This is a genomic window from Endozoicomonas arenosclerae (assembly GCF_001562015.1).
In the GTDB taxonomy this organism is placed as follows: Bacteria; Pseudomonadota; Gammaproteobacteria; order Pseudomonadales; family Endozoicomonadaceae; genus Endozoicomonas_A; species Endozoicomonas_A arenosclerae.
Genome location: NZ_LASA01000053.1, coordinates 1 through 24696, shown reverse-complemented (window position 1 = coordinate 24696; position 24696 = coordinate 1). Strand labels below are relative to the sequence as shown.

General features: G+C 47.4%; 22 protein-coding genes. 9 read left to right on the top strand and 13 right to left on the bottom strand.

Annotation, left to right across the window (positions count from 1 at the left end):
• Window positions 1–54: 54 nt before the first annotated feature.
• From WG89_RS04765 to gltS, 4 genes are all read right to left on the bottom strand, one after another.
• A complete protein-coding gene (locus WG89_RS04765; RefSeq protein WP_062262071.1) occupies window positions 55–1137 on the bottom strand; it encodes an AraC family transcriptional regulator in 1083 nt (360 codons plus the stop codon).
• A gap of 271 nt (window positions 1138–1408) precedes the next feature.
• Entirely contained in the window at window positions 1409–2137 is a 729-nt protein-coding gene (locus WG89_RS31980; protein ID WP_245662877.1) for a 5'-nucleotidase C-terminal domain-containing protein, read from the bottom strand.
• A 30-nt stretch (window positions 2138–2167) separates the two neighbouring features.
• Window positions 2168–2983, bottom strand: a complete 816-nt coding sequence (locus WG89_RS31975; protein ID WP_245662876.1) for a metallophosphoesterase — start codon at window positions 2981–2983, stop codon at window positions 2168–2170.
• A gap of 102 nt (window positions 2984–3085) precedes the next feature.
• Window positions 3086–4282: a sodium/glutamate symporter gene (gene gltS, locus WG89_RS04755; protein WP_062262068.1), complete on the bottom strand. Its 1197-nt coding sequence runs from the start codon at window positions 4280–4282 to the stop codon at window positions 3086–3088.
• Between the two features lie 194 nt (window positions 4283–4476).
• On the opposite strand from gltS, the gene WG89_RS04750 reads away from it, so the two are divergent.
• Together WG89_RS04750 and WG89_RS04745 are read left to right on the top strand one after the other, a co-directional pair.
• Complete coding sequence (locus WG89_RS04750) at window positions 4477–6015, top strand: protein kinase domain-containing protein (RefSeq protein WP_062262064.1); 1539 nt, start codon at window positions 4477–4479, stop codon at window positions 6013–6015.
• Between the two features lie 29 nt (window positions 6016–6044).
• The gene (locus WG89_RS04745) at window positions 6045–7016 is read left to right on the top strand and encodes an IS5 family transposase (protein WP_062262061.1); all 972 of its coding nucleotides are present in this window, start codon (window positions 6045–6047) and stop codon (window positions 7014–7016) included.
• Window positions 7017–7047: 31 nt separating this feature from the next.
• On the opposite strand, the gene WG89_RS04740 is transcribed toward WG89_RS04745, so the two are convergent.
• Genes WG89_RS04740 through WG89_RS04720 form a run of 6 tightly spaced genes read right to left on the bottom strand, consistent with a single transcriptional unit; the run spans window position 7048 to window position 13797 of the window.
• Window positions 7048–9114, bottom strand: a complete 2067-nt coding sequence (locus WG89_RS04740) for a hypothetical protein (RefSeq protein ID WP_062262058.1) — start codon at window positions 9112–9114, stop codon at window positions 7048–7050.
• 16 nt (window positions 9115–9130) lie between these two features.
• Window positions 9131–9628: a hypothetical protein gene (locus WG89_RS04735; RefSeq protein ID WP_062262055.1), complete on the bottom strand. Its 498-nt coding sequence runs from the start codon at window positions 9626–9628 to the stop codon at window positions 9131–9133.
• Window positions 9612–9764, bottom strand: coding sequence for a hypothetical protein (locus WG89_RS30205; protein ID WP_153301431.1), 153 nt, complete (start codon window positions 9762–9764; stop codon window positions 9612–9614). The genes WG89_RS04735 and WG89_RS30205 overlap by 17 nt, the downstream gene beginning before the upstream one ends.
• 25 nt (window positions 9765–9789) lie before the next feature.
• Window positions 9790–10143, bottom strand: coding sequence for a hypothetical protein (locus WG89_RS04730; RefSeq protein ID WP_062262052.1), 354 nt, complete (start codon window positions 10141–10143; stop codon window positions 9790–9792).
• Entirely contained in the window at window positions 10133–11545 is a 1413-nt protein-coding gene (locus tag WG89_RS04725) for an HlyD family type I secretion periplasmic adaptor subunit (protein ID WP_062262047.1), read from the bottom strand. Before WG89_RS04725 ends, WG89_RS04730 begins: the two co-directional genes overlap by 11 nt.
• Window positions 11545–13797 carry a type I secretion system permease/ATPase gene (locus WG89_RS04720; protein ID WP_245662875.1) on the bottom strand — a complete coding sequence of 751 codons (2253 nt, stop codon included), beginning with the start codon at window positions 13795–13797 and terminating at the stop codon, window positions 11545–11547. Before WG89_RS04720 ends, WG89_RS04725 begins: the two co-directional genes overlap by 1 nt.
• A 418-nt stretch (window positions 13798–14215) precedes the next feature.
• On the opposite strand from WG89_RS04720, the gene nhaA reads away from it, so the two are divergent.
• Window positions 14216–15397 (top strand): Na+/H+ antiporter NhaA, encoded by a 1182-nt coding sequence (gene nhaA, locus WG89_RS04715; protein WP_062262044.1) that lies wholly within the window; start codon window positions 14216–14218, stop codon window positions 15395–15397.
• A gap of 104 nt (window positions 15398–15501) precedes the next feature.
• Window positions 15502–16524 (top strand): ferrochelatase, encoded by a 1023-nt coding sequence (gene hemH / locus WG89_RS04710; protein WP_062262042.1) that lies wholly within the window; start codon window positions 15502–15504, stop codon window positions 16522–16524.
• 304 nt (window positions 16525–16828) lie between these two features.
• Here hemH and WG89_RS04705 read toward each other — a convergent pair whose 3' ends face one another.
• Window positions 16829–17398, bottom strand: coding sequence for a YajG family lipoprotein (locus WG89_RS04705; protein ID WP_062262039.1), 570 nt, complete (start codon window positions 17396–17398; stop codon window positions 16829–16831).
• A gap of 749 nt (window positions 17399–18147) precedes the next feature.
• Here WG89_RS04705 and WG89_RS04700 point away from each other — a divergent pair.
• From WG89_RS04700 to rimI, 3 genes are read left to right on the top strand one after another with little or no spacing between them, the layout of a single operon-like run.
• Entirely contained in the window at window positions 18148–19695 is a 1548-nt protein-coding gene (locus tag WG89_RS04700; protein ID WP_062262036.1) for a 2-isopropylmalate synthase, read from the top strand.
• Between the two features lie 21 nt (window positions 19696–19716).
• Window positions 19717–20526 carry a uracil-DNA glycosylase family protein gene (locus WG89_RS04695; RefSeq protein ID WP_062262033.1) on the top strand — a complete coding sequence of 270 codons (810 nt, stop codon included), beginning with the start codon at window positions 19717–19719 and terminating at the stop codon, window positions 20524–20526.
• Between the two features lies 1 nt (window position 20527).
• On the top strand, window positions 20528–20983 hold the full coding sequence (rimI, locus tag WG89_RS04690; protein ID WP_079253658.1) for a ribosomal protein S18-alanine N-acetyltransferase: 456 nt from the start codon (window positions 20528–20530) through the stop codon (window positions 20981–20983).
• Here the strand turns inward: rimI and WG89_RS04685 are convergent.
• Complete coding sequence (locus WG89_RS04685; protein ID WP_062262027.1) at window positions 20980–22356, bottom strand: hypothetical protein; 1377 nt, start codon at window positions 22354–22356, stop codon at window positions 20980–20982. The genes rimI and WG89_RS04685 overlap by 4 nt on opposite strands.
• A gap of 290 nt (window positions 22357–22646) precedes the next feature.
• On the opposite strand from WG89_RS04685, the gene WG89_RS04680 reads away from it, so the two are divergent.
• Window positions 22647–23660 carry a GIY-YIG nuclease family protein gene (locus tag WG89_RS04680; protein WP_062262024.1) on the top strand — a complete coding sequence of 338 codons (1014 nt, stop codon included), beginning with the start codon at window positions 22647–22649 and terminating at the stop codon, window positions 23658–23660.
• 74 nt (window positions 23661–23734) lie between these two features.
• On the opposite strand, the gene WG89_RS04675 is transcribed toward WG89_RS04680, so the two are convergent.
• On the bottom strand, window positions 23735–24418 hold the full coding sequence (locus tag WG89_RS04675; RefSeq protein ID WP_062262021.1) for a class I SAM-dependent methyltransferase: 684 nt from the start codon (window positions 24416–24418) through the stop codon (window positions 23735–23737).
• A 119-nt stretch (window positions 24419–24537) separates the two neighbouring features.
• Here WG89_RS04675 and WG89_RS32860 point away from each other — a divergent pair.
• Window positions 24538–24696, top strand: a 159-nt coding sequence (locus tag WG89_RS32860; RefSeq protein ID WP_172806691.1) for a transposase, incomplete at its 3' end; no start/stop codon positions are given.

The following is a 24696-nucleotide window of genomic DNA, read 5'->3' as shown; positions in this document are numbered from 1 at the left end:
ATCCGGTTGTGCTGGATGCTCCTGCTCTTCCTCAAAACCTTTTGATTTTATCCCTCACTCAACAGCTTCTGCTTCCTTCACGCAGTTTCTCTTCCTGAATTCACCTGGAGTAATACTTGTCCACTTTTTGAATGAGCGGTGGAAAGCACTGGGTTCATCAAAGCCCATCATAGAGGCTACTGAATTTATACTCATGTCTGACCGCGTCAAATAGTCAATGGCCGCGTCTCTTCGGCAATCGTCTTTGACTCTTTGGTAAGAAGTGCCTTCTTTTTCCAACCTGCGGCGAAGTGTTCTGGAAGAGATATTGAGCATCTCTGCCACTTCGTCAAAGCTGGGGATCTTTCGAGTAAAGTTACTGCCAATCAGCGACCGAATCTTTTTAATAATGCTCTCGTCTTCATTCACGATAGTGAACAGTTCCAGAGGCGCAGTCTTCAGAAATTGATGCAGGGACTCTTCTGTGTGTACCAGAGGCGCATCAAGAAAATGAGCTTTAAAGGTAAAGGCATTTTCCTGCTGCTGAAAATGGATCGGGCAGTCGAAATAGAAGCGGTAGCCGCTATTGCTGAGAATTTCCGGACCGGTGACTTTTACCTCTTTGATCGGGATATAGGTACCGATCAGCCAACAGCAGAAACGGTGCCACATGGACATATAGTTGATAATGGTCAGTTGTTTTTGCAGATCCATGTCATTTCTGGGCTCTACCCGGAAAGTCCGGTGAACCAGCGTTGTGTATTCGCCATCTTCTGACAGGTAATAGGGTTTCTCTTTGTTGATAGGCAAGCCCTTGGCTTCGTAGAGCATAGCGTAGAAGTCCACACTTCTTTGCAGGGCTATACGTAAAGTCGGGCTGTGAATGACGCTGTAACAGAACATTCTGAAGGTGCCCATGGGCACCTTAGTGCGAGTGATGCCAAAGCATTCATCTTTTAGCAGTTCTGACACCCGGCTGTAGAGTCGGCTGAATTCCTGTGCCGTGATGTCCTGTTCCAGTTGTTGGTCAGTGGACAGATCCATTGGATTGAAAGAGAACCCCATCTCTTCCACGATCTGTTCAACTCTGTGGCCGTTTTCTGCCGCTACCTTGAGCAGCAGTCGTGCGTATTTGGCGGGTATGGCTTGCTCGCTCATCGTTATTCTTGGTCCCGGTAATCCAGTGCACTGGCGTGCGAAAAACTGTCGGCCCAACTAGGTGCGTATAAAAGGGGACAGGTAATTTTTTTACGCCAGAGGCATTTACTTCTTCTAATGGATGGATCAGCACGGGCCATGATATGAAATTTTGTGCGCTTGTTCCAATTTTCAGTTGATTGTCTTATTAATAAATAATGGGGTGGATAAGTCTTTTGTAGAAAAATTTGAGGGAAATGAAGGGAAAAGCAAAGCTTTTCCCTTGAAAAGATCACATTCTGGTAATGCCTTCAGGTATGAAAGCTTCTGCCTTAATCGGACTGTTATTTTCGATGAACTCTTTCAATACGTCGGCATCTTTATAGCCGGTGTCGACATAAGTTGGGTGGTTATCCAGTTTTGGATAACCGTCGCCGCCACCTGCTGAGAAGTTATTAAACGACATACGGTACGTCTTATCCATTTTCAGAGGTTCTCCCTGGATACGGATATTTGAAACCTTGTCACCTTTCACGGTCATTTCTATGCCTGCAAAATGGGCAAAGGCACCGCTGTTGGTTGGCATGGTGGCGACCACAGAAAGGTATTCCTTAACTTCCTTGCCTGTCAGCTCAACGTAGGCCAGAGAATTTCCGAAAGGTTGAACAATCAGGACATCCTTGTAGGTGATTTCTCCTGCCGGGATGCTGGCACGAATGCCACCAGAATTAATCAGACCAAAATCGGCACTGGCTTTTTCCTGTTGGGCTTTAACCATCAGGGTACCCAGGTTGGTATAGCGAAAGCGAACTTCGTTTCTCTCGCCTTCAAGACGTTCATCCACCTGGCCAATCTTTTCATTGATCATACTGGCTCCAGCCGATTGGAAAGGTTCCAGAAGCGCCAGCATTTGAGGATCCTGGGCTATTTTCTCTTTGTCACCTTTGTGGTTGACCGGAATCAGCTCGTAATTCACCAGATCCAGTTCGCCATTCTTGAACTCAAAGTCTGCACGACCCACAAATTTGCCCCATTCATAGGCCTGAACAATCTAGGTGTCATTCTGCTGATCAGGTTTGAATAACGGGTTTTGGGAATGCCCACCTACGATCAGATCAATGTCATCAACTTCCCTGGCCAGAGTGACATCACCAGGCGCATTGGCACCGTGCCGGGCGTTCTGGTAGTGGCCCATATGGGTAGAGGCAATGATGATGTCAGCTTTGTCCTTGAGCTCAGGAACCAGCTCTTCGGCTTCTTCAATCGGGCTGCGGAATTCAATCCCTTCAATATTATCTGCCAGAGCTACTTTTGCGGTATCGTCAGTGGTCAGGCCCAGTACCGCTACTTTCAGGTCATTTACCTGAAAGATTTTATAAGGCTTGAACAGGCGTTCATCGGACTCTGTTTCATAAATATTGGCAGAGAGGAATGGGAAGTCAGCCAGTTGTTCCTGCATCCGCAGGGTTTCAATGGAATTATCAAATTCATGGTTGCCCACGGCCATGGCGTCATAACCGATCATGTTCATGCCGGAGAAGTCCGGTACGGCATCCTGCAGGTCTGACTCAGGTACTCCTGTGTTGATATCACCACCGGAAAGCAGAAGGACATCTCCGCCCTTGCTCTCTACTTCTTCACGGATGTCATCAATCAGGGTCTTGCGTGCAGCCATCCCCCATTCACCGTCTTCATTCTGCCAGAAGCGTCCATGATGATCGTTGGTGTGCAGTACAGTCAGGGAATAGGTTTTGTTGGGATCATAGCCTGCCTGTTCATCCTGGGTGGCACAACCTGTCAAAGCAACTGACAGTGAAAGTACCGCAGAAAAGACAACTCTCCTGGTGGAAGGAGTGTGCGTAGTCATATTCTTCTGAATTCCTGTGGTCAATAACCAGAATATTGTCCACAGGAATATGACAGTTTTCTGTCGTGTGAATTACCAATTAGGTCATGCAGTAGAGCGGATTTATTGAAAAATAGGGAGGCTGAGAAAGCCCTGTAAAATGACGGCATTCAAAGTGTCGGTAAAAACAGATCCGAGTAGCGGAACGATCAGATAAGCTTTGGGTGAGGGTCCAAAACGATGAGCCAGAGCGCTGACATTCGCCAGTCCTACTGGTGTTGCGCCCAGACCAAGGCCAATAAAGCCGGCTGAAATAAGGCTGGCATCGTAGTCTTTCCCGGCTGCCCGAAACATAATCCAATAGGCAAAAACACAAATCACCAATGACTGAACCATGACGATAATAAAAGCGGGCAGAGCACTGTGTGCTAGCTGTATAAGGTTCAGGGACATCAAACTCATGGTTATGAACATTTCCAGGCAGATGTCACCAAACAGGTTGATGAACTGTTCGTTGAAGGAGTAGTTCACCAAGTCTGAGACATTGATGCAGACAATGGCGATTAAAAGAACCGGCAAATAATCAGGCATCACAATACCCTCTGCCCTCAGGTAGGTATTGAGCCATTTGCCGAGGATGATGCAGGAAGCGATCAAAAGAATGACATTCAGTATTTGTTGCATGCAGAGTTTGATCTGACGGGTCTCGACACTTTCTGGAATCGCAAAGCCTTTAACATCCGCCTGGGAAGGGCAGAGGTTTTTATTTTTAATCAGAGTATGAGCGATAGGGCCACCGAGCAGACCTCCCATAATCAGTCCCATAGTGGCCGCCATCAATCCGAACTCTGTGGCCTGTTGATAGCCTTGTGACTCCAGAAAGGCTCCCCAGCTGATGGCTGTGCCGTGTCCTCCGGCCATGGATATGGTGCCAGCCAGAAGCCCGTGTATGGGCTGGTCTCCTATGGTAATAGCCGTCAGAACCCCTACTGAATTCTGCAGAATCAAAAAACCGAAGATGACAAAAAACAGGACAACCAGTGTTTTACCCCCGGAAACCAGGAGTCTAAAGCGAGCATTCAGGCCAACGGTACAGAAGAAAATCAACAGCAGGTCATTTCTGAGGCTGAAATCCCATTCCACCTTGAAACCGAAGAGAGTATCCAGCAGGGCAAATAGAACACTGAACAGCAGACCGCCAGTTACAGGTGAAGGAATGTGGTAGTGATGCAGTAAGTAAACCCGGGAGGTAATCCATCGGCCCAGCTTATAAGAAATGATGGCGAGTAAGAGAAAAGAAAAACCTGACAGGTGCACCATTGATGAAGGCTCATTATTTAAAATATCAGATTTAATATAGCAGTTGGTGCTTAGGGGCTCGGATCATCGTCATGAATGGAATTTATAATGCGCGCCTTTCAAATACTCTGAATGTTAGTGTGGCTAACCCTTTTGTTACCTCGACCTCATGAAAACTCTGCTTTAATGCAACGATTATTCATGGAGGAATAGCAATGCAGTCTATGACTGGGCTTTCGCCAAGCCTAAATTATGTGGATCCAGCCACGGATTCAAAGCCCCGTCGTAAGGTCTTGTCTGAAGATTTATCTCAAGCTTCGGCCAATAGTTGCTCTGGCAGTCGCTCTTCCAGTGGGCATGGCTCTTTAGAAACGTCAGGGAGTGGCTCGATCACTCTATCACCGTCTGATCCAGTAAAAAATCATCTAACCCAGCCTGAAGAGTCTGGTTTCCAGTCAGAGAGTCGATCACCTGAGTCAAGTTCATCCAACCTCTCAACTCAAAAAAAGACAGACGAGAAAAAGCAGGATGAAATGGTGGATATTGATTCCGATCAAGTACTGGCATGGGCATTTGGCAGTCAATTACCCAAGGAAAGTGAGCACTCAATCAATATGGACCAGATCTTGGGTACAAAGCGAAAAGTGCAGCTTGCGAAAACGCCCAAGACGAGTTATCTGCTGACTCCCGGGAGGAATAGGGGGGCTAGAGCGTTGGGGGCTGATGAAATCAAGGCATTAACAGATCAGAAAACGTTGCTGGGAGAAGGCTCCTTTGGCCGGGTATATTCCGTGCAGTCAGAGCAGTTTCAGTCAGGAAGGGCATTGGCTCTGAAAGAATTCAAGGTGGGTTGTGATGCTTCCGATTCAATGAAACGCTCTGCACTCAGGGAAATACATACCCAGATTGCTATGAATCATCCCAATATTGCCAGTGCTATTGGTTTTCATACCGGCATGCCTATGCTGCTGGTGATGGAGAAAGAGCCTTATGTGCTCTCCAGTCTTTTAAATCAAAAGCCAATGCCTGCTCTACTTACTCCCTTCTTAAACCGGCTTAATATTGAAAGAGGCATTCTGGAAGGGCTGGATTATCTTCATAACGTTTTGAAGTTAATTCATGGGGATTTGAAATCGGGTAACGTTCTGCTGGACCAAGACAGTGTCCCCAAGATTATTGATTTCAGTCTGACCTCAAGAATGGATAATCCCAGATCATTGCACAGTGAACCTCCCTGCTATTACATGACTCAGGAGTTGACCTGCGATCAGCGTGATCTGATGAGTGAGTCTACCGATGTCTGTTCAGCCGGTTTGATTATGCTCGAGATGGCAACCGGTCAGATCATCCCCTATATCTGGATGAACAGTAAAAAAGCGTCAGACCATCATCATCCTGATTTGGATTGGCTGTTCAAACAATTCCAGTCTTATTTTGACCAGGCTGAGCGCGCAAGTGTTCAAGGGCCGAGCCACCAGAAACCGATGATTACTGATGTGTTCTCACCACAGGAGTTACATGACAAGTGTCAAACATTTTCTGAAAAAGAAAATCAGGTCGCACGGAGAGTGATAGAAAGAATTGTTTTTCCTGCCATGCATCGTGATGCAGATAGCAGAATCTCATTACCACCAATGAAAAAAGACCTGGAAGAAGCTACTGAATTATTAGCGCCTGAGGATATGCCATTAGAAAAAAGATGCTCCAGAAAGAGGCTTAGGGAACCTGCGAATAAGTCCCTGATCATGAGATAATAATCTCAGCAGCTTGATCAGAGGTAGTCATGGACCAACAACTCKCTTTTTCCGACAGTGAATTCAGCCAGAAGCGACGCAGAACTCGTAGGGAAATTTTTCTTGAAAGAATGGAGGKTCTGATTCCATGGAAACGCTTAGAGKCCGTAATCGMGCCCTATTMCCCTAAGCGTGGCAACGGAAGMCCTCCTTATCMTCTACCCACTATGCTGCGAATTCACTGKCTCCAGCAATGGTATAACCTCAGCGATGAAGGTATGGAAGACGGTTTGTATGAAATAGCTTCCATGAGATTGTTTGCCCGATTAACTCTGGACAAACCTATACCCGATCGCACAACAATCATGAACTTTCGMCATCTTTTGGAAAAACATCATCTGGKTCGAGCTATTTTTCAGGAGATCAATAGCTGGTTAACCGATGCGGGTATTATTCTCAGKGAAGGTACCTTGGTTGACGCCACTATTATTGAAGCGCCGACGTCTACCAAGAATACTGCCCGAAAAAGAGATCCGGATATGCATCAAACCAAGAAAGGCAACCAATGGCACTTTGGCATGAAAGCCCATATAGGTGTTGATGCAAGAACAGGKTTTACACACAGCTTGACGACCACCMCAGCTAACGAACATGACCTGAATCAGGCAGGGCAGCTGCTGCACGGGGATGAGCAATTTATCTTTGCAGATGCCGGCTATCGCGGGGCCGAGAATCGGAAAGAGTTGGAGKCCTGTGAAGCTGAGTGGKTCATAGCTGAAAAGCCCAGCATCTTGAAAGAGCTGAAGAAGCATCCCCGAAAAAATAAGGTGCCCATCAAACTGGAATTTACCAAGGCCAGTCTGAGAGCAGCAGTCGAACACCCCTTCAGAATCATTAAGTGTCAATTTGGATTTATAAAAGCCAGGTATCGAGGTTTGAAGAAGAATGACAATAAACTGTCTACTTTATTTGCCCTGGCGAATATTGTTCGACTGGATCAAATGATCCGGGCACAGGGTTAGTCCGCCCTGAAGTCACGAAAGTGGCTAAATATCATACAAATAAGGGGTTGAGACCTCTGATTTCAGTCCTACTTCGAACTCGATTCAAGAAGGGAAGTAAATTAGAGGTTATTCGCAGGTTCCTTAGCTTTTCATTCAATGAGGAGTAATCAAAAGCAACCTCACCATTAACAACTTCCAATGCAACGCTGTCTAAAAGCGGCTTTAAACGAGTTTGCAGCAGCAAACTTTGGTAAAGAGAATCCATCAATGCTTCATAAGCGGAATTAATAAATTCAGCCTGACCTGCAGACAAATTCAAATTATCCTCTGTCAGTGTTATGACAGTCTCACCTAGCGGAACTGAACGCCTTATAGACTGACTACCAGTACCCAATACAAACTGATCCCCATTATCAGAATCTGGAGGCGTAAAGTTAAAAAAAGTCTGCCCATTAAACACTTCCAGTATCTGAACTCGTTCCAGTAACTGCTTCTGAGCCAGATCTTCTGCATCAGGGCCGTTGTTCTCTCCTTCAGAAAGAGAAGAGTCTCCACTTGAGCCAGAGGAAGAGCCAACACCAGTCTCTACTTCCCATGACCACTTGAACTGAAAGTTCAGACTATCAGTACTCATTCCCTCAATGCGTTGTGATAGAGTCGGTATCGTTGTATTGGTTGAAGCCCAGTGGGACAACAGGTTATCAATCTGAGCCAGCTGCTCGTCTTTCGTCTGTGCCTGGGAGTATGTTTCAAGCACATTCTTCAAGTCGGTGCTTAGCGTGGCGGCTTCTTTCAGATCACGCACAGCTCCCGACCCTTGCATATCGGGCAGAGCCTGCATATCCTCGGGGATTACCAGCTTATCGGTGAACTCACGATAGAAATTGTTTTCTGCCAAATCCAGATTAGCTGCAGATCCGGCTGTACCCTCCTTACCCGATTCCCATTCAAAGCTGCCCTTGGCGGATGCTACGTTGTTATTGCCAACGTTTTCATTGGATTGGGTACTCTCGGTGCTGATGCTTTTCACACCTACTTCGGACAAGGTGAAAAGCTCACCCTCCTGAGTGATACCGTCGGTATTCAGGTCTTTCCAGATTTTCAGGTCTGAGAAGACGGCATCATTACTGTCGATTTTCCCGTCTTTGTTCGCATCAAAGTCCGACAGGGCATCAAAGCCATGAGCCGCCTTTTCACCATTGCTTTTATAGGTGTTATCACCAAAGAGCTCCTGACCATTGTCAATGGTGCCATTACCATTGCGATCCAGTACCAAAATACCGTCGTCTGGAGCAATCCAGCCGGTGGCGTTTTTAACCCCGTCGCCATCATGGTCAAAAAGAACGGAACCATCTGCAGCGGTGGTTTCTATACCGTCTCCATCCAGGTCAAGAACAAGCGGGTCACGGCGAGGCTGCCAGTTGAGGGCGTTGGTGAAATCTGTGTTGACATCAGGCATGATACCCAGAGGGTCCCACTCAGCAATTAGATCACCTAGCTTTGTCATCCACTCGTCATAGTGTTTTCCAGCATAATCCTCAACGGCCCAGCCAATTACTAAAGCTACACCAACAGCCGAAATTGCAAATCCCCCTGTACCTACAATCAATACACCTGCAGCAATACCAAAGAGCGCACCTACTGAGTTCGCAAATAACTCTTTACCATCACCTGATGTCCCTAGTTCAATAACTCCCCCAATAATCTGAAGAAAGTCTACAGCAGCTCCGCCCAGCTCACCGATGCCTTTAATAACTTCAGAGTCTGCCACTTTATTAACAGCTGACGTCAAATCATCTAAACTTGTCGACAGTTGACTCCTTAGCTGTTCCGCAGCCTCCTTATATTCAAAAGCCTTCTTATCAAAAAACTCTTGATAATCCTCATTTCCATTCAGGCCATTTAAATCAGCTGCTTTTGCTGATTCTCTTGCTGTTTCGTATAAATCATCAAATGTGTTAGCAAGGTCTTCTACGACAATTTTTATTTTTTCTGATTGAGACAGTGCATTACCTTTTAATTTATCACCGGTAGTCGAAACTGCCTCAAATACAGCGGCCAGAACTTTTGTACCATAATCTTCTAATAACGAATCTTCTTGATTATTCTCTTCCATGATTTTCACCTACCGTTTAGTTTTTAATTAATGAACGAAGAACTCTACAACTAAGAAAAAGCATTGAATAAATGCCAACCCAAACAGCTCCACTCAATAGATAAACTCCAAAATAACTTGAAGCATATAACTTACTTAATTTCCCTACTGCTTTTTCACTTCCAGTCTCAAAATTCAACCCTGTGTATGCAAAATAAAAACAAAATACAAAAAACAAGATAAACACAAAAAATGAAAAGATATTAATCTTGGCTTTTGTCTGACCTAGAAAAGATACAAAAACAATAAAAACCAACAAAAAAGGGAAAAGAAACCATTGCAAGCTCCATAACGACTTCGCCTCAACATAATATTTAGTCGAAGTAGAAAAAGCCTCTATCCCAGGAATCACCTTACTTAGGAAGGGCGATATATTAGGAACAACAAACCCATCAAATAAATAACTAACTACTGATATCAGGAGAACTACTCCTAAAATTAAGTTAGCTGCTCTTTCATCAGTAACTTTCTTCATGAAGTGTTCCTATAACGGTTGCTGCATAGTCAGGTTCTTTTTGAGCAAGCTCACTCACTGCATTAGCCATTGTAACAGGCGTGGAATGAATGCCAATTGCAGCCTGATACACATCAAGAGCGTTTGTTTTTGCCATAATAAGTCTCCTATCTTATTCTTATTTATTTAGCTGTAACTATCCATGTTGTACCGATATTAGGAATCCAAAAGGAGTGCCTGAACACAGTAAAATGAAAACACTCCCCAACATTGTTTTTCATTTTTTTAGCCAGCAACTTGTCATATGTAGCTAATGTTTCTTCTTTACCTTGGCTTTCAACAACTATCCCATAAATACCAGATTTACCTGTCTTAGCTGTAGAGCTACGAATACAACCAACAATTTCAATCTCATTCTTCTTCGATATATATTCTTTAGAGAGCTCATCCAAAAGAAAAATCAAGCTAACAATAAGAACTGGCTTTATCCATTTTCTTAACTCATTTCTAAGGTTTTTTCCGAATCTACCTTTCACGAGCACTCTCCTGCTTAAACCTCAAAAGCGGACTCAAAAAATMCTCAATCAACCGCCTCTGTCCCGTTTTAATTTCCACTGCCACACTCATCCCCGGTGATAGATTTACCCGACGGTTCTCTACCTGCATCCAGTCTTTCTCTATCTCAACACTGGCCAGATAACGCAACCCCTGTTTTTCATCAGGAACAGCATCGTTAGAGACATTTATCAGCTCACCTGTGATCAACCCATATTTGGTGAAGTTAAACGTATCAATCTTAACTTCTGCCTTCTGACCTTCCTGCACAAAGCCAATATCCTTGTTCAGCACCCAGGCTTCTACTTCCATCCTGGCTTCTTTGGGTACAATCTGCATCAGAGCCTGTGCCGGTTGGACGACACCACCGATGGTGTGAATCTGCAGTTGTTGTACTGTGCCGTCTATGGGTGAAACGATCTGCTGTTGATCATGCAATTCCTGTGCCTTAATGCTTTCTTGTTTCAGACTGGAGAGTTGGCGACGGAGCTGCTCCTGTTGATCCAGGCTTTCCCTGCGTTTCTGGGCATGGAGGCTGAGCAATTGATTCTGGATTTCTTCCTGCTCGGCAGCCAACTGCTGAACGGCGGCCTTTTGAGCTTTGATATCTTCTTCCAGTTCAATACGCTGCTGTTCAAGTTCGAGGTATTGAACTTTGGAGCCATAGTTCTTTTTATACAAGCCTTCAAGTGCAGCTGTACGCTCTTCGATGATAGGCGACACCCGTTGCAGTTTGGTGACAATAGCTTCTATGGTTTGCTGTTCGGCTGCTTTGCTTTTCAATTGACTCTTTAAGGTTTCAGAGGAAGAGACATAATCTTCAATTTGCTGTGTTAACAGTTGCTCTTCAAATTCAAAGTTATCCTGTGACTGCTCAATCTCGTCAAGATAGCTTTCCAAAGAATGCTCGACTCCCTTTGCTGAAACAATGCTGTCTAAAAAATCTACAAACGCCCGCTGCCTGGCCAATTGTAAACTGAGCGCTGTAAACTCTTTCTGGAGTCTGACTAACTCGGCTTCCGTAACCGTACCCACCAGTGAAATAAGTGGATCACCCGCCTGAACTTCATCCCCTTCCCGAACATGAATAGCCTGAACCTCACCAATCACCATGGGCTGAATGGTTTTCACGCGCTCACCCGGTACTATTTTGCCCTGTGCTGTAGCGACAATATCGATCTTGCCGACACAGGCCCAGATCACAGCAATAACAAACAGCAATACGATTGCTTTGACTATGGCACGACTTGCCGGGTTAGCCGGTGTTTCTTCCACTTCCAGTGCCGCCGGTAAAAACTGCCTCCGGGTATTGTTCAAAGCTTCCTGCTTTTCTGTTTGGTTCAGTAGAGCTTTGGTCGCGTTGTTGAAGAATGATTTAATCATTACACCGCCTCCCTCAGCCCATGCTGATGAGCATTTAGCCTTGCATAGTGTCCACCCTGCTTGACCAGTTGTTCATGGCTCCCTTCTTCAACAATACGACCTTTGTCCATCACGATGATCCGGCTGGCATCCCGAACGGTTGAAAGGCGATGGGCAATAATGAAAACAGTACGACCCTGACTGATCTTTTTCATATTCTGCTGGATGATATGTTCGGACTCATAATCCAGCGCACTGGTGGCTTCATCAAAGATCAGGATTTTAGGATTGGTCAGCAATGCCCGGGCAATGGCAATGCGCTGCTTTTGGCCTCCCGACAAAGAGCTACCCTGTTCACCCACCTGGGTGTCATAACCTTCTGGTAACTCAAGAATAAAGTCATGAGCGCCAGCCAGTTGTGCGGAGGCCATAATGCGCTCAATAGAAGCACCGGGGTCAGCCAGGGCAATGTTGTCCCTTACGGAGCGGTTAAAAAGAAAGTTTTCCTGAAGGACAACACCGACTTGGCGTCTTAACCAGGCCGGTTCCACCAGTGCCAGATCCACACCGTCTACCAATACCCGTCCAGACTCTGGTACATACAACCTCTGCACCAGTTTGGTCAGCGTACTTTTACCTGAACCTGAACGACCAACAATACCAATCACTTCTCCGGGTTTAACGGCCAGTGAAACACCGTTCAGTACCGCAGGGCGATCGGGTTGATAGCGGAAAGTGACATGTTCGAATTTCACCAGGCCGTTCAGTGCTGGCAGGGTGGTACGGTTGGGGTCGTGACCAGGTTCTGTAGGGGTGTTCAGAATATCGCCCAGCCGCTGAACAGAAATTCCCGCCTGTTGAAAGTCCTGCCAAAGTTGCACTAGCTTGAGAATCGGTGCGCTGACTCGACCGGCAATCATATTAAAAGCGATCAGCATGCCTACAGAAAGCTCACCATTGATGACCAAAGTAGCCCCTACCCACAGGATCAGAACAGTCACCACCTTATTGATTAACCCTGCGGTCTGGCTGGCAATATTACCCAGGTTCATAGCTCGGAAAGAGGCAGAAACATAAGCGGCCAGCTGATCTTCCCAGACTCGCTGCATCTGGGGTTCTACCGCACTGCTCTTGATAGTTTCCATGCCAGTCACAGATTCCACCAGGAAAGACTGGTTTTCAGCCCCTCGCTTGAATTTTTCATTCAAACGGGCACGCAGAATCGGGGTAACAATGAGAGAGAGTATGATATAGAAAGGAATAGAGCCCAGAACAATCCAGGTGAGCGTAGGGCTGTAAAAATACATCACCACAAAAAAGATAAGGGTGAACAGCAGATCAATACAGAGCGTCAGGGCTGACCCGGTAATAAACTCCCGGATGGTGTCCAGTTCACGGACACGCGCCACGGTATCCCCTACCCGGCGGGAATGGAAAAAGGCAACGGGTAAGCGCAACAAATGGTTAAACAACCGGGAGCCCAGCACCACATCCACTCGGTTGGTGGTGTGGCTAAACACATAGTTCCGAAGGCCATTGAGCACAATATCAAATACAGACAGCACCAGAAGCCCGAAGGCCAATACATCCAGTGTCGTTAAAGCCTGGTTCACAAGAACCTTGTCGATAATGACCTGAAAGAAAAGTGGAGTGATCAGGGCAAACAACTGGATAAAGAAAGAAGCCAGCAGCACTTCATAAATCAGTTTCTTATGTTTGAGAATGGCCGGGATAAACCAGCTGAAATCAAACTTTGCCAAACCGCCGGGCAGAAGCGAACGCTTGGTAAAAAGAAACAGCTCGCCGGTGAACGTAGCTTCCAGCTCATCAAGGGTCACCGTTGCCGGTTTATTCTTCAGCGGGTCCTGAATCAGCGCCTTGTCTTCATTAAAACGGGCAATGATAAAGTAGTGGCCATCGGTATGGCGGGCAATAGCGGGTAGAGGGAGATCCTGAAGTTTCTCAGCAGAGGCATTGACACGGCGAGCCTTCAACTTCAGAAACTTGGCAGCCCTGAGTATATCTATCGCTTCTATTGATTGAGAGCCTTCAGCTTTATGAGAGCCTTCAGCTTTATGAGAGCCTTCAGCTTTATGAGAGCCTTCAGCTTTATGAGAGCCTTCAGCTTTATGAGAGCCTTCAGCGGCTTCATCTTTTCGAAAGCTATCACCAAACTGATGTTTGATCTGCTCTGGCTGAGCGGCCAAACCATGAAAACGAGCCAGCATCACCAGGCAGGTCACGGCTGAATCCGAACTGCGTACATCGTCCATCGGTACATCTCTCCTGTTATTCTTTTTTATCACCTACCTTGGCTGCATCCGTTTTACCGAATTTTCCATCCATACGTCAAGTGACCTTTAATGCAACGCTATTAAAAACAGCAATGGAGTACGAAGCTTATGGGAGATGTCTTACAAAAAAGACATAATTTAAGAAAGGCCAATATACATTACGACAAGAACACCCCGACTCAATATAAGAAACTCTTATTCTGTAAATAAGTCATGACCAGATTGACGAATTTCATGCAGTTTCGATAAGCTGCCGCCCATTCAACCACTCTCAATCAATCCTCCAGCAAGCCATCTGGTTCAATTTCCCTCATGAAATTACCTCAAACCTGACAGAACGCCTACCCTCAGGATACGTAGAGTCTGCTCGCCCATTAGAATTTCTTCGGAAGAATCCATGCACCTAAGAAGGTTTCAGCAATTTTTGTATCAGGAGTATGCCGTTGGTGTGCTGCTGATAATTGCTGCGGTATTGGCAATGATTGCAGCCAATTCGCCCCTTGCAAGTCTGTACGACCTGTTTTTGCAAACCCCTGTCCGCTTTGCCGTGGGCCCCCTGGATATCCACAAACCCATGCTTCTGTGGATCAACGACGGTCTGATGGCCATCTTTTTCCTGCTGATCGGACTGGAAGTTAAATATGAAGTGATGAAAGGTGACCTGAGCACTCCTGCCCAGATTGCTCTTCCCGGCTTTGCCGCAGTTGGCGGCATGGTTGTTCCTGCCCTGATTTATGCAGCACTGACATTTACCGACCCTGAGGCCATAAAAGGCTGGGCTATTCCGGCAGCGACCGATATTGCCTTTGCTGTTGGTATTCTGGCTCTGCTGGGTAAGCGGGTTCCTCCGGCCCTGAAAGTCTTCCTGCTGGCACTGGCCATTCTGGACGACCTGGGCGCCATCATCATTATTGCCCTGTTTTACACCAGCGACCTGTCCATCACCTCAATGATTCTGGGCTCAATTTTTGTCGCCATGCTGGTCATTCTGAATAGGATGGGCGTCACTAAAACCACCCCTTACCTGGTGATTGGCGCCCTGCTCTGGATCTGCGTACTGAAGTCTGGTGTTCACGCCACTCTGGCGGGAGTCATCCTGGCACTGACGATCCCTCTGGATCTGAGAGACAGCAGGGGACGCTCACCGTTGAAAAAGCTGCAGCATCAACTGCATGGAAAAGTAAATTATTTCATTTTGCCTGTATTCGCTTTTGCCAATGCCGGACTGGAATTGTCAGCCAAACAGATTGCCACCCTCGCCGATCCCATTCCACTGGGCATCATGCTGGGCCTGTTTATAGGTAAACAACTGGGAGTATTCAGTTTTTGCTGGATCGCCATCAAAACCGGCATGGCCAAAATGCCCGTCAACACCAACTGGACCCAGCTTTACGGGCTTGCCATGCTCTGCGGTATTGGCTTTACCATGAGCCTGTTCATTGGTTCTCTGGCCTTTGAGGACGTTCCCCAGTATTTGACCACAGACCGTATTGGCATCCTTGCAGGTTCCTTTATCTCGGCCGTGACAGGCTATCTCATCCTTTTCAAAGCCGGTGGTAAACAGCCCGTTTCCTCTTGATCCGAATGCAGCTTTCCCATCCGGAAAGCTGCATTTCCCATGCGCCAAGGTTTGGTTATACTGCCGTATCTTCCAAGCCGCAAACACTCAAACAGGAAGTAGGGATGAAAAATACCGGAGCATTGCTGGTGAATCTGGGCTCCCCGGATAGCCCGCACGAACAAGATGTACGACGCTATCTGAATGAGTTTCTGATGGACAGCAATGTCATCGACATGCCCTGGCTGATTCGTCGCATGATCGTCAGTCTGTTTGTACTTCCCAAAAGACCGGCCCAATCTGCTAAAGCCTACGCTTCTGTCTGGACGGAAAAAGGCTCGCCCTTGATCAGTATCAGCAAAGGTCTGCAGGAAGAGGTGCAAAAACTGACTTCCATGCCTGTTGAACTGGCCATGCGTTATGGCAAGCCCGACATGGAAGGTGCCCTGGTAAGGCTGGCCAGCAAACCGGAGATTAATGAGGTTCTGCTTTTCCCGCTCTATCCACACTACGCCATGTCTACGGTTAAGACGGTTATAGAGAAAGCGGAAAGCATTATAGAAGCGCACAAGCTTCCGATCACACTGAAAGTCCATCCTGTTTTCTACGATCACGATGCCTACATCGACGCTCTGGTAGAAAGTGCAAAAGATTATCTCAGGGATGAATACGACCACATTGTTTTCAGTTATCACGGCGTTCCTGAAAGACATATTCGCAAGGATGACTGTACGGGCAACCACTGCCTGAAGTCAGACGACTGCTGTCAAAAAGCATCACCGGCTCATAAAACCTGCTATCGACACCAGGTCTACAGAACCACTGCCAGTTTTGTTGAAAAAACCGATATTCCCGTGGATAAATACACCGTGGCCTTCCAGTCAAGACTGGGGCGGGACAAATGGCTGGAACCATCTACCAGCAGCGTGGTGGAATCACTGGCCCAACAAGGGATAAAAAAGGTATTGGTGATTTGCCCTGCATTTGTTGCAGACTGCCTGGAAACGCTGGAAGAGATCGGGATGGAAGCAAAAGAGGACTTCATCGCTGCGGGTGGAGAATCACTCGAGCTCATCCCCTGCCTGAATACTCACCCAGCCTGGGCAAAGGTAGTCAGCCACTGGCTTGAGAACCCTCTTCAGAACTAAAGCGTGCCCAGCTAGAGGAATAAAGTTTGGTAAAACTATACAGGGCACGCTTAAGAATGGGCGCAAGCGCCTTGACAAGAAAGGCTTTAGAGATTCAAACAAGAGCCCATAGCGAAAGAAAAACGGCTCTGTTTGAAGGCTCAACACTCATGGTTCCTGTCTCCCAGACAAGTTCTCTTGAACTGTGCAGCCAAACTTTAGCGACAAATTCTGACCGAACCAAATCAGGCGCTTGCGCCTTTACTAAAGCGCGCCAGACTCAGACCTCTCAAACACCGCCCCTCTGCATTAGCGCGGTTTAGGCTTATTCCTGCTTAAAAAAGTCCAGCAATCTTGGATCAGCCAAAGCACGACTCAAAACATCACTCAGGACTTTATCAATCAACTCTTCATTCTTCTCATCCGATGGAGCCTTGGGTACACGCTCAGTCATTTCGCTGGAATAAGTACCCTCAAAACGCTGTCCATTATTCAGAATGCGAACCCGAATTTTCGATTTCAGATCAACCTGAGTGATGTAGCTGCCTTCGGGTACCTGGTACTCCAGATCATCCAGATACACTTGAAATTGAGGAACCTCTTCTGACTCCGTCACTCTCAGCCCTAACTCTCTCAGGCCCAGTTCAACCGCTGAACGAACAGCCAGAGTTAACCGGTCATTGGTTGTGATTGCATTGGTACTGGAGTAGACACCACCTCGACTACCCAGGGAACGGGACAACCTTTCGTCATAAACGGTGACACTGACCGTACCCTGTAGTTGCTTGACAGGCTTTTCAACCGCCACTCTGGGATTCACACCCACTTCCTGAGGGCTCAATGCACACCCACCCAATGCCAGGGCTCCCAGTAATATGACTGACGCTTTTTTCATGTGTCCGGCTATCCTTTGATGGGCGAGATGCCCATAGCGAAGAAAATCATAACGAAAGAAATTATGTTCGATACGAATCCTATCCACTCTGGAAAACCGGATCAACCGGCTTGGCAAAGCCGTTCATTGAGGATATAGTGCAGATCACATATCCATAAAATAACTTTGCGCTGATTCAGAACGATGAACGTGATGCATATAGCCACGAAACACCAGCCCGGTTCGATCCAGGCCTCTGACACAAGCGATAACAACGCCAGTGTATCCCTTTTCCCTGAAACTGTTGTGCACACACCAAAGTCTATATTTCGCCCTGCCCGCCTACTACTCCTACTGCCTTGAGCAGACTATTTAATTTCACCTTCGACCCCGGCCGTCTGGCCCTCTGACTCAAGAAGTCAGAAAAACAATTACATTTAAACAGCCGTGAGCGCAGTGATTCTTAACCTCGCCCAGGCGTTAAAACAATTTTCGAATTAAAAAAACCAAGCTGCCAAGCGCAGAAAATGCTGCCTGTCGTGACACAGGAATCTTCATCCAGGCATTTTCAGACCGATCTTGAGCAGTGATGAGCAGCCTTGAGCTATTACAGCCTTGAGCTATTACAGCCTTGAGCTATTACAGCCTTGAGCTATTACAGCCTTGAGCTATTACAGCCTTGAGCTATTACAGCCTTGAGCTAATTAAGAAAACGGCCTTGAGCTGATCACAGCCCTGAGCCCATAGAAAGGACAGCTGGAGCAACAGCGATGAACCACGATCAGGTAATTATTTTCGACACCACTTTGAGAGACGGTGAGCAGAGCCCGGGCGCAGCGATGACCAAGGACGAGAAAGTCCGTATCGCCAAGTCTCTGGAAATGCTGAAGGTTGACGTTATTGAAGCGGGTTTTGCCATTGCCAGCCCAGGCGACTTCGATGCGGTAAAGAGCATTGCTGAAACCATCAAGGACAGCACCGTCTGCAGCCTCTCCCGCGCACTGCCCAAGGATATTGATGTAGCTGCTGAAGCATTGAAATCTGCAGCCAGAGGTCGTATTCACACCTTCATTGCAACATCCCCCTTACATATGAAACACAAGCTCTGCATGACCCCTGACCAGGTTTTCGAGCAGGCAGTTGCTTCTGTAAAACAGGCCCGCAACCTGATCGATGACGTTGAATTCTCCTGTGAAGACGCCGGTCGCTCTGACATCGACTTTATGTGCCGTGTGATCGAAGCCGTCATTGACGCGGGTGCCCGCACCATTAATATTCCTGACACCGTGGGTTACGCTCTGCCACATCAATACGGCAACATGATTTCCCAGCTGATTGAGCGCGTTCCGAACTCTGACAAAGCCATCTTCTCCGTTCATTGTCACAACGACCTGGGTCTCGCCGTTGCAAACTCTCTGTCCGCAGTCGTTCATGGCGCCCGTCAGGTGGAATGCACCATCAACGGTCTGGGTGAGCGAGCAGGTAATGCCTCCCTTGAAGAAATCGTAATGGCTATCCGCACCCGTCAGGACGATCTCAAGGTAGAAACCGGCATTAATACCCAGCACATCGTTCCCACTTCAAGACTGGTTTCCGGTATCACTGGCTTCCCGGTTCAACCCAACAAAGCCATTGTGGGTGCCAATGCTTTTGCCCATGAGTCTGGTATTCACCAGGACGGCGTTCTGAAAAACCGTGAAACCTATGAAATCATGAAGGCTGAAGATGTTGGCTGGAACACCAACCGCCTGACCCTGGGTAAACTGTCTGGTCGCAGTGCTTTCAAGTCCCGTATGGAAGAGCTCGGTATTACTTTTGCTGACCGTGATGAACTGACTGAAGCCTTTAACCGCTTCAAGATTCTGGCCGACAAGAAATCCGAAATTTTCGATGACGACCTTCAGGCTCTGGTCAGCGATGTTCGCTCCAGCAATGAGGAAGAAAAATACCGCCTGGTTGAACTGGAAGCCGGCTCCAGCACAGGCAAGACACCTGAAGCCAGGCTGGTTATTGCCGTGGATTCCGAGGAAAAAGAAGTCCGCAGCTCGGGTGACGGTCCGGTAGATGCTGTATTCAAGGCTATAGAAAGTATTGCTGATTCCGGTGCTCGTCTGGCATTGTATAATGTCAGCGCTATTACCAGCGGCACAGACTCTCAGGGTGATGTCAGCGTACGTCTGGAAAAGCAGGACCGCATCGTCAACGGTTCCGGTGCCGACACCGATATCGTGGTAGCTTCAGCCAAAGCTTACATCAATGCTTTGAACTTGCTGAACGCTGATCGTCCAAAAACCAATCCACAAACAGGAAACGTTTAAACGCCGGTAGCGGGAGAAAATATGCAAGGCAGGATCAACGAGAGAACAAGACAAAACTATCTTGATGCCATGGGAATCCAGACCTGGTTTCCCCGGCAGATCCTGCCTAATGCCCTGCCCCCCAGAGAATTTGACTTCCCGGAAGAAGAGCCGGAGTCTCTGACTCAGGTTAGTGTTAGCGAACCCGGGGAATCAAGCAGCCTGCCGGAAACCAGCAACATAGGGGTTTCAACAGCGAAAGATTTACTGGGTATCAGTACGGGAATAACGGCTAAACCGAAAACAGAAGAGAAGCCAGAAGCAAAACCCATTGCTGAAGCCAAACCCGTTGAGACCAGCAAATTCAGATTGGTGACCTTGCCAGCTAACGAGCACTGTCTGGTTGTTGCAGAAATGCCCCTCTCAGGCCTTAATCAATTCTCCCGTTTCCACCAGCGCCTGCTCAATGACATTCTTCGTGCCATTAAAATGCCAGCAGAGTCCGACTCTCTTCCATTCAGTGAGTTCATCTGGCCTTTGGGCAACATAGGTTTGATGGAACATTTGAGCCAGGACGACTCGGCTGCTGCAGATGCTGTTTGCGCTTACCTCAGTAACCAGTTCGGCCTTGCCAGACGAAAAGTAGTCTTGCTGTTTGGCCAGGCGGCCGCCCGTTTCGTTATAGATCCGAATCGCTCCTTCAGCGATCTTAGAGGCTTGCAGAAAGGCCTTCATTCAGATCAACACTTTGTGGTTACCCACGGCCTCAATGAACTGATGAAACTTCCCGCCCTTAAATCAGAAGCCTGGCAAGATATTGCCCCCATTATCAAAGAGCTGAACCCGTCATAATATGCTGTCGTATAGAGCAATGACCCACAAGGATCTTCCCCAGCTGGCCGCTATCGAACAGGAAGCTGGTCCTCACCCATGGAACCAGAAGCACTACAGGGACAGCATTGATTCTGGCTACCTGTGTACTGTGGCTGAGTGCGAAGGAAAAATAGTAGCGCAGGGTGTTGTCATGCTGGCCGCTAACGAAGCCAGTCTGCTCATTCTTACTGTTGCTCGTGCAGAGCAGGGAAAGGGTTATGGAGTAGCCATCCTGAATCAATTGATTGAAGACTCAAGCCAACGGGCAGACACACTGTTTCTGGAAGTTCGAGAATCCAATCAGAAAGCGTTCAACCTATACCTGAAAGCCGGGTTCAGCGAAATTGGCCGCCGCAAAAATTACTACCCGGCTGGAAAAGGCCACAAAGCGGAAGATGCCATTGTGATGGCCCTGGATTTGAGCATTACTGATTAACACTCTCCCTGCCAATACCCCGTTACAGGGTGCCAACCGCACCCACCCTGCAGCCATTCGAAACGAATCCGAAGTGATTGAGTTTTCTTTTTTCCAGGCTTTGCATCCACTGAAGGTAACTTCAACGCTTGATGAAATGAGTATGGCTCCCTAATTCCGTTGAGCATGGTTCTCAACTGCCCTCTTTCCAATGAGGCTTGAGTCTTCCCTTGAGCAAAATACCATTTCTGAGAAGGACTTCCGCCTGGAAAGCAGGGCAAGAGCGACAGTACTTCCTGCCCCCAGGTCAGACAGAATCGATAACCCGCAGCACGATTAAAAACCCTCTTGGTTTGCAGGTCATGACGCCAGATCTGACCGACCTGTCCATCGCAGGTCGTGAGCTCTATGGGAGCAGCAGCATAGCAACTGTTTTTATCAACTGACTCAGACAAACAGTTATCCAGTCCTTTTACCTGCATACAAACTTTGGGATTATCATGAGTCAGAATAAGATCTTCTGTCACTCGCTCTGACACCCAAAAAGCTTCTTCAGGCTTATCTTCCCAGCCAAGTACAGGCTCCTCCTCAACAGGAGGTGTTATCACTTCTGGAGGAATTGGCTTTTCTGGCCGAGCCTCTTCCTCTTCTTCCTCAGGAACTACCGGTTCATCACCGGTTCGAGCTTCATCTGCTTCACTCTCTTCCGGCTTAGGCTCTGGCTTTGTATCAGGGTCTGGCTCCGAGGACTCATATTCACAAACAATCTGTCCAGTGTGTAAGTTTTTATAGCACCTGCGCTCCCCCATATCGGATTCAAGATACCGATAAGCCAAAGGCGCAGGATCATCACTTTTATCGATCAGACTCAAAAAGCTCTTTTTTTCCTGGCCATCTACAGCACTGAACATTCGCCCTTGTTCATCAAACAGCCAGAGTTGAGCACTGGTTGCCTCTATACAGGGCAAAACCTCCAGTGTTTCGATCATTCGGGAAAGGCACATACTGGTGGAGTAGCCCGGGTAGTGGACCGTTTTCTTCTGAAAGTTGTAGTGCCACTTCTGAGATTCAGACGTTTCATCGCAGGGCTTAATCACCACCCTGTTTCTGGGATAGCAAAGCCCTTCTGGCTCTGAATCTACAGAAACACAGGTTTTGAACTCGATGCCCTTAACTTCCAGCTCAAGACAATCAAGACTATTTACCTGCTCAAGGCTGTCTTCCTGCTGAAGAAAGAAACGGTTGGCAAAGCGCTCAACTATCAGATTATTATCTGGCACTTCTGACAGGGAAGTTGGCGAGAAAAAAATGGGGAGTGCCCACAGCGGATAAAATATCCATAAAGAGAAGAGAAATACTACCTGTCCTTTTTTGTAATTCCACCTACCTTCCATAATCGGGCCACCATCCTTAGTGCATATTTTGACATTAGCTGAACCACCTCCTTTGTCAAAACGATAACTTATGAAAAAGTTAACAAATCTGTTCCCCGCAAAGCCAAATGAAAAAGTGTATAAATCCTACGAATTTCGGCATTTTCCTACCATTTTGGCCAAATCAATGCAGCCTCAGTCCGGTATTCGTCAAAACAGTTTTTGAATAGTGCACAATTACCCACTACACAGGAGAAAATCGGCAGGTATAATTGCGCGCCTGTCATCGTCAGTAGAAAGGTCATCCAGCGTTGATTATCTTCACAGTCACCAACAAAGTTACAAAACAAATTTATGTAGGTTCCACTCGCAATGACCTTGAAAGCCAGTGGGAGAGAATGGTGGCAGCTGCACACCAGGATTTGGACTACCCGCTGTACAGAGAGATCCGCATCCATGGTGAAGATGAATTTACCGTAGAAGAGTGGGACCGAGCTGAGTCTCGCGAAGAACTGGCAGAACTGGAACAGGACGCTATAGATTTTTTTGGCGCCGAAAGCCTCAGAGGCCACAAAACCAGTACCGTTAAAATTCTGCCCAAAAAGAAGAAACGTACTCGCAAGTCCAGCATTGAAAAAGAGCTGGCTTCGATATTTGCAGAAATCAGTGACGGCGATAGCAACGCACCACCCAGCCTGGCTATCAAATCAGGTGATGCAACATCTGAAACAACCAAAAAGTCGGGACAACCTGAAGCCAAACCTGTTGCAGTAGCACCTGTCCAGTCAACAGCAGGGATAAACGCAGCCTCAGCTCAGATCACCACACACAATGCAGCCCTGAGCACTGCTGAAGCAAAAGCAGAAGCGGCTCAAGAGCAGGAAACTGAACAGCCCAAGCCGGATGCAGCCAAAAAAGCTGGCTCCAGAGCCAATGCAATGGTTCAGATGAATAGCATTGAAATGAGCGATGACATCACTGCTCAGCTAGCCGCTATCACTGCAGCAGCAGACGCTTGTTTGGCAGGTGATAACAGCGCCCTGTCGCAACTGGAAGTTCAGGAATCTGTTGCTGAAGAGCCACCCCAACAACCCGAAGAAGCGGTTGCCAAACCGGCGATTATTGAAAAAGAAATTATTGTCGCGGAGCCCATTTGCCCGAAAGAGCTTCGGATTCGCGAAGCGATTGAGCGACACAGAAAGCAGCGTGCCCAGCGTAGCGCCGAAACTCAGGAAAATGAAAGAAGAAAGATGGCTCAGGTACTCGCTGAGCTGGACGCAAGAATTCAGGAAATGCATACCGGCAAGCTGGCAGCCGTAGCCTGACCCACTCGCCAAATTAAGCCTCAGGAGCCTGTTCAGAGATAACTTTCTTATTCAGGTTCCTGAGTCCGCTCATTTCAAGCCAAACGAAATGACAAAAGATACAGCTGCTTCTCATCCACCATTTGCTCCACTACTAACCCTGTCCCTTTTACCAGCTTTACAGCCTCCTCTTCATTAGCGGGCAACAAGTGCGGCACGACATCCGGATACTTCCTGTGCAGCCCTTTCTGAAAGGCCCTGCCCATCGGATGACTGATATGAAGTTTTGCCCCATAAGTCATTTGTGCAGAGATATGACGAAGGACCTGAGCTGGGTCAAACAGATTCCCAAAACAGGCATTAAACCAGACACTGTCAAAATCGACGGGTGAGGAGAACTTGAGAATATCTTCCCTCACGATTTTGACCGAGGGATAACGACTGGACAACACTTTCAGCATATTTTCGGATAGATCCACTGCGGTAATATCAGCCGACGGATTCTTTGCCAGAAAAACATCTGTAAGTGCACCGCACCCCGCCCCGACATCCAGAATCCGGAACCCGGACTTCAAACCTCTCTCTCCAAGGCCTGAATCCACTAACCTTTCCAACCTTTTTCTGAGTGCTTCTGAAATAAACTCATCCGAAGAAAAGTGCTCTGCAGCCTGACTGAAAACAGCTTCCTGACGCCTGATAAAAGCGTCCTGATCGCTCTTGGTTCCGGCTTTCATATTCAACCCCTTACCGGACATAAAATCTTCCATACTTTGTGCCATGACATGCCTCCTGCACTTGATGCCACTATTTAATATTGGCTCTTAATGGATTCTGGGGAGCTGGTTGAGGACGAGTTATTTGACTATGAATAGAAGACGTTTTCTTGTACAAAAGTGTCATGAAACTTTATGACCTCCTCGACAACGCCAAGTGCTTTGAACAGATACGCCAGATTCGCTGGCCTGACGGGGTGAAATGCCCACACTGTGCCAGCTCAGACATAACCCGCCAAGGCAAGGACGATTCACAGCCTGACAGACAGAGATATTCTTGTAAA

Coding starts and splice junctions, on each gene's coding strand:
- WG89_RS04765 (WP_062262071.1), bottom strand. CDS start 1,137: ATGAGCGAGCAAGCCATACCCGCCAAATACGCACGACTGCTGCTCAAG.
- WG89_RS31975 (WP_245662876.1), bottom strand. CDS start 2,983: ATGACTACGCACACTCCTTCCACCAGGAGAGTTGTCTTTTCTGCGGTA.
- gltS (WP_062262068.1), bottom strand. CDS start 4,282: ATGGTGCACCTGTCAGGTTTTTCTTTTCTCTTACTCGCCATCATTTCT.
- WG89_RS04750 (WP_062262064.1), top strand. CDS start 4,477: ATGCAGTCTATGACTGGGCTTTCGCCAAGCCTAAATTATGTGGATCCA.
- WG89_RS04740 (WP_062262058.1), bottom strand. CDS start 9,114: ATGGAAGAGAATAATCAAGAAGATTCGTTATTAGAAGATTATGGTACA.
- WG89_RS04735 (WP_062262055.1), bottom strand. CDS start 9,628: ATGAAGAAAGTTACTGATGAAAGAGCAGCTAACTTAATTTTAGGAGTA.
- WG89_RS30205 (WP_153301431.1), bottom strand. CDS start 9,764: ATGGCAAAAACAAACGCTCTTGATGTGTATCAGGCTGCAATTGGCATT.
- WG89_RS04720 (WP_245662875.1), bottom strand. CDS start 13,797: ATGGACGATGTACGCAGTTCGGATTCAGCCGTGACCTGCCTGGTGATG.
- nhaA (WP_062262044.1), top strand. CDS start 14,216: ATGCACCTAAGAAGGTTTCAGCAATTTTTGTATCAGGAGTATGCCGTT.
- hemH (WP_062262042.1), top strand. CDS start 15,502: ATGAAAAATACCGGAGCATTGCTGGTGAATCTGGGCTCCCCGGATAGC.
- WG89_RS04705 (WP_062262039.1), bottom strand. CDS start 17,398: ATGAAAAAAGCGTCAGTCATATTACTGGGAGCCCTGGCATTGGGTGGG.
- WG89_RS04700 (WP_062262036.1), top strand. CDS start 18,148: ATGAACCACGATCAGGTAATTATTTTCGACACCACTTTGAGAGACGGT.
- WG89_RS04695 (WP_062262033.1), top strand. CDS start 19,717: ATGCAAGGCAGGATCAACGAGAGAACAAGACAAAACTATCTTGATGCC.
- rimI (WP_079253658.1), top strand. CDS start 20,528: ATGCTGTCGTATAGAGCAATGACCCACAAGGATCTTCCCCAGCTGGCC.
- WG89_RS04685 (WP_062262027.1), bottom strand. CDS start 22,356: ATGGAAGGTAGGTGGAATTACAAAAAAGGACAGGTAGTATTTCTCTTC.
- WG89_RS04675 (WP_062262021.1), bottom strand. CDS start 24,418: ATGGCACAAAGTATGGAAGATTTTATGTCCGGTAAGGGGTTGAATATG.